General features: G+C 64.2%; 2 protein-coding genes and 1 pseudogene. All 3 read left to right on the top strand.

The features are described from left to right. Positions 1-493, top strand: a pseudogene (locus RMO81_RS09135) (polyphosphate kinase 2); the annotation flags it as partial. Between the two features lie 25 nt (positions 494-518). Continuing rightward, a complete protein-coding gene (locus RMO81_RS09130) occupies positions 519-3,014 on the top strand; it encodes a heavy metal translocating P-type ATPase (RefSeq protein WP_310475523.1) in 2,496 nt (831 codons plus the stop codon). Further along, on the top strand, positions 3,011-3,842 hold an 832-nt coding region (locus RMO81_RS09125; RefSeq protein ID WP_310475521.1), incomplete at its 3' end, for a class I SAM-dependent methyltransferase. The genes RMO81_RS09130 and RMO81_RS09125, both read left to right, overlap by 4 nt.

Raw genomic sequence — 3,842 nt, 5'->3', positions numbered from 1 at the left:
GCTTGTTCTCTTCAACCGCAGTTGGTACAACCGCGCCGGTGTCGAGCATGTGATGGGCTTTTGTTCCAAAGACGAACATGAGGAGTTCATGCAGTCGGTGCCGAAGTTCGAGGAGATGCTCGTCAACTCGGGCATCAAGCTGCTGAAGTATTACCTGGACATCGGCAAGGACGAGCAGACGCGGCGTCTTGCAGAGCGCAAGCGCGATCCACTCAAGCAGTGGAAGAGCAGTCCGGTGGATGCGGTGGCTCTGAAGCACTGGAAGGCCTACTCTGAAGCGCGCGACGCCATGCTGCTGCGGACACACACGGCAATCGCGCCGTGGCGCATCGTGCGCGCCGATGACAAGCGCCTGGCGCGTCTGAACCTGATGCGCGACATCCTCTCGCGGCTGCATTACGCCGGCAAGAAGAACAAGCTTGTTCAGCCCGACCTGAACCTAGTGTTTGAGTTCACGCCGGACTGCATTGCTTCCAAACGGCTGGCACGCTGAATCTGGACCCGGCTGGGGAACCACCATGAAAACAAGCACCATCGAAGTCGGCGAGTTGGTCTCAACGTTGAGCGCAGCGGGCGTTCAACGGCAACTGTCGACGCTGCCCGGCGTGCATCACGCCGACGTGAACTATGTGGCCGGCAGCGCGACGGTGCACTATGACGAAGCGAAGATCACGCTGGACGCCATCCGGCAACGCGTCGTCGATTGCGGCTACCACTGCCGCGGTGAACTTGTTCCGGCCCATGTCTGCGATGTGGCGGACCACAAGACGGTCGGCGATGTCCATGCTGGCCACGCCAGCCAGGCGATGCATGGCGGCGCAGGCGGTAAAGAAGCCGGGGTTGATTCGGCTGCCAAGCAGCCGACGAAGCCGGTGAAGGATGTTCATGCAGGCCACGGCGATCACGCCGGCCACGGGGGAGCATGCGGCTCGTCGCCCAGCGCGAAGGCCGACATGATGCATGACATGGGTCATGCGCCCGGCATGTCGATGCAGGGCATGGCCGACGACATGCGCAACCGTTTCCTGGTCGCCCTGGTGTTCGCCGTGCCGGTGTTTTTCTATTCACCGATGGGCGAGATGTTCGGCAACTTCCCCACGCCGTATGGCATGGACCGCAAGCTCTTTCTCTTCTTTGCGGCCACGGGTGCCATCGCCTATCCGGTCTGGCCGTTCCTGGTCGCGGCCGTGCGTGCCGCGCGCAACAAGGTCGCCAACATGGCGACGCTCATCGTGCTATCGGTGGGCACGGGCTATCTGTTCAGCGTGGGCGCCACGTTCTTCTATGAGAGCGAGGTGTTCTTCGAGGCGTCGGCCGTGCTGCTCGTCTTCATCCTGCTGGGCCACTGGCTGGAGATGCGTGCCCGTGCCGGCGCGTCGGACGCCATCCGTGCGCTGATGGACCTGGCTCCGCCGATGGCCACCGTCGTTCGCGCCGGTGTCGAGACGCAGGTGCCGACGGCGCAGGTGCTCGCCGGCGAGACCGTCGTCATCAAGCCGGGCGACAAGATCCCGGTCGATGGCGAAGTCACCGAAGGCGGCTCGCAGGTTGACGAGTCGATGCTCACCGGCGAATCGATGCCGGTGAAGAAGGTCGTGGGCAACACCGTCATCGGCGCCACCATCAACAAGAGCGGCAGCTTTCGCTACAAGGCCACCAAGGTCGGTGCGGACACCGCACTGGCACAGATCGTCAAGCTGGTTCAGGAGGCGCAGAACTCCAAGGCGCCAGGGCAGTTGCTCGCCGATCAGGCGTCTCAGTGGTTGGTACTGGCCGCCATCGCCATCGGGCTGCTGACCTTCGGTGTGTGGTTCTGGGTCATCGGCGAACCCTTGCTATTTGCACTGACGCTGACCATCACGGTGTTCGTGATCGCCTGCCCCGACGCACTCGGGCTGGCCACGCCGATGGCCATCATGGTCGGCACCGGCCTCGGGGCGATGAACGGCATTCTGTTCAAGAACGCCTCGGCGCTGGAGAACGCCACCAAGCTCACCGTCATCGTCTTCGACAAGACCGGCACGCTCACCATCGGCCAGCCCGATGTGGTCGAGATGGTCATGGCGCCCGGCGTCAGCGAGTCGCAATTGCTCGCCGTTGCAGCGGGGGTGGAAAAGTTCTCCGAGCACCCGCTGGCGCAGGCGGTGCTCAAGCGTGCTGGGACAGCGCCGGTCGAGACGGCCACGGCATTCGCCAACATCGACGGGCAGGGCGCCCGCGCCACCATGGGCACTGAGGCCGTGCTGCTGGGCAACCGCAAGTTGATGCAGTCGGAAAGCGTGAGCCCGGAATCGATGGCGGCACTGGCGGCCGAGGCCACGCGGCTCGAAGGTGGCGGCCGCACAGTGGTGCACGTGGCTCGCGCTGGCAAGCTGATCGGCCTGATTGCCATCGCCGACGCGGTGCGACCCACCTCGAAGGCGACGATCGCCAAGCTGCAGGAACGCGGCGTCAAGGTGGCGATGATGACCGGCGACAACCAGGCCACCGCCGAGCGCATCGGCAAGGAACTGGGCATCGACATCGTGCTGGCCGAAGTGCTGCCCGGCCAGAAGGCAGCCAAGATCAAGGAACTTCAGGACCAGAGCAACAAGGTCGGCATGGTGGGCGACGGCATCAACGATGCCCCGGCCCTGACCCAGGCCGACGTGGGCTTTGCCATCGGCGCCGGCACGGACGTGGCGATGGAAAGCGCCCAGGTCGTGCTGATGAAGAGCGACCCCTACGACGTGGTCGGTGCCATCGAGCTGTCGCGCGCCACGCTGCGCAAGATGCACCAGAACCTGTGGTGGGCGGTGGGCTACAACGTGATCGCGTTTCCGCTGGCGGCGGGTGTGTTCTATCCCTTCACGCTGTCGCCGGAGATCGCCGCGCTGTCGATGTCGGGTAGCTCGGCGGTGGTGGCCATCAACGCGCTGATGCTCAAACGCACCAAGCTCGCCGGCATCAAGAGGGCGGGATCGCCGGCTGCGCCGACGACCGCCGCGAGCGTTGGTGCCGGAGCATCGGCATGAGCGACCTGATGAGTACCGCAGACTCGAGCCTGCCGAGCGGGCTTCGAGGTTCGGCAGCGTATCGCGGCCTCGACCCGACATCGAATCTGCTGAGGCAGTTGTTTCACGGTTTCGACGGGAGCCTCACCCTGCGCTTGTGGAACGGCACCACCTTGACACTCGGCAAAGGGGCTGCACACGCTGCCGAGCCGCTGTTCACCCTGGTGTGTCATCACCCGGGCTTCGTCCGCTCGATGGTCTTTGGACGCGATCCACTGCGTCTGGCCCAGGCGTATTTTCAGGGAGACATCGATGTCGAAGGAGACTTCTTCGCAGCGCTTCACCTTAAGGACCATTTGCACTCTATACGCCTGTCTTTCAGAGACAGGGTCGGCGCAATGTTTACAGCCGTTCGACTGCTGGCGCCCAACGACGCGCGGCCGGACTCCGCGAGTCGTCGGTCGGGCCTGCATGGCCGCGCCGTCAAGGCTCACTCGAGGACCGAGAACCGGGCAGCGATCTCGTTCCACTACGACGTCTCCAATGAGTTCTACCGGCTGTGGCTCGACGAGGAGCGCGTCTATTCCTGCGCCTATTTCATGCATCCCGATGAGTCGCTGGATCAGGCGCAGCGCAACAAGCTGGAACACATCTGCCGCAAGCTCCGGCTGCGGCCCGGTGAGCGTCTGCTCGACATTGGCTGCGGTTGGGGCGCGCTGGTGTGCTGGGCGGCCCGCCACCATGGTGTGCGAGCACACGGCATCACGTTGAGCCAGCAGCAGTTCAAGCATGCGCAGCAGCGCATTCACACCGAGGGCCTGCAGGACCTCGTGACGGTGGAACTGCGTG

Source organism: Sandarakinorhabdus sp. (assembly GCF_031422795.1).
Classification (GTDB): domain Bacteria; phylum Pseudomonadota; class Alphaproteobacteria; order Sphingomonadales; family Sphingomonadaceae; genus Sandarakinorhabdus.
This window is presented reverse-complemented; position numbering and strand designations above follow the sequence as displayed.

Excerpts from the sequence above, each read along its gene's own strand:
- RMO81_RS09130 (WP_310475523.1), top strand. The coding sequence starts at position 519 with ATGAAAACAAGCACCATCGAAGTCGGCGAGTTGGTCTCAACGTTGAGC.